Origin of the sequence: Nostoc sp. 'Peltigera membranacea cyanobiont' 213, assembly GCF_002245975.1 — a bacterium.
In the GTDB taxonomy this organism is placed as follows: domain Bacteria; phylum Cyanobacteriota; class Cyanobacteriia; order Cyanobacteriales; family Nostocaceae; genus Nostoc.
Genome location: NZ_NOLI01000367.1, coordinates 1 through 1,228, shown reverse-complemented (window position 1 = coordinate 1,228; position 1,228 = coordinate 1). Strand labels below are relative to the sequence as shown.

Sequence of the window (1,228 nt, the reverse complement as noted above, 5' to 3'; positions counted from 1 at the left end):
ACTGGCTATACTACTCTGCAAAGCAATTCATCTATTACTCCTTTATAATACACCGTATTCCTAAAAGAGTCGCACCCAATTACAATAGCAATGCCGGCTTTGGTGATGAAAGCTTTAAGGCGATCGCCTGCACGAAATAAAACACCTTTAATCTTGGGTATATGGTATGGAGGTAGTTCCATGATGAAGGGGGCGGCTTCCCCTTGCAGGATGGTATTTTTCAAGATCAGTCCGGTGAATATGGCGGCTAAGATACCCAATAGGTAAAGACCTAAAACCATATTTTGACCGCCAACGGGGAAGAAAGCACCAATAAATAGGGCGTAAACTGTCAATCTGGCGCTACAGGACATGAAGGGATTCATCATTACTGTCATCAGGCGATCGCGTTTATTTTCTAATGTCCGCGTCGCCATAATTCCGGGAATGTTACACCCAAAACCCACAATCATCGGGACAAAGGATTTACCAGGAAGCCCAATTAAACGCATCAACCGATCCATCACAAAGGCTGCCCGTGCCATATAGCCAGTATCTTCTAACACCGACAGACACAAAAACATCATGCCTATTTGGGGAATAAAAGTGGCTGTGGTTTGGATACCACCACCTGCGCCCTGTGCTAACAGTCCAATCAGCCATCCTGGTGCATTGATGTTTTCCAGCAGTTTACCGAAACCATCAACAAAAATCGTGGCAAAGCTAATATCAAAAAAGTCAATAAAAGCACCACCGATATGAATCGATATAGTGAATATCACGTACATGATGAACAAGAAAATCGGTATTCCCAACCAGCGATTGAGTACAATTTGGTCGATTTTGTCGGAAATGTTAGTTTTGACTTCTCTGCTGCGTTCGGCTGCACCTTGAATTAAGTTACGAATAAAGGTGTAACGACTATCGGCGATAATAATATCTAAATCATCATCGAGGGTTTGATGGACTTGTCGTCGGTGTTCTACAACTATCCTCTCTAATTCTTTACTCCTTAATTCTGGTGCAATTCGATCCTCGTATTCCAAAAGTTTCAGGGCTGTCCACCGGGGATCTACTGTGCGGTTGGGACTATGTTCTGTGATGAAAGGGACTAATTGCGCGATCGCATCTTCAATGACAGCCGGGTAAGCAACGTAGGTTGGTGGTACTAATACAGCGTATTTGAGGTTTATGAGGTACAGTAACAACAATTAGTAAACCAATTTTTTAGATGCTTTGGATTAACTAA

1 protein-coding gene is annotated in these 1,228 nt (G+C 42.8%); it reads right to left on the bottom strand.

The genetic code is table 11. The features are described from left to right. Positions 1–5 precede the first annotated feature (5 nt). Positions 6–1,190 (bottom strand): nucleoside recognition domain-containing protein, encoded by a 1,185-nt coding sequence (locus CDG77_RS34990; protein ID WP_223270174.1) that lies wholly within the window; start codon positions 1,188–1,190, stop codon positions 6–8. Positions 1,191–1,228 lie beyond the last annotated feature (38 nt).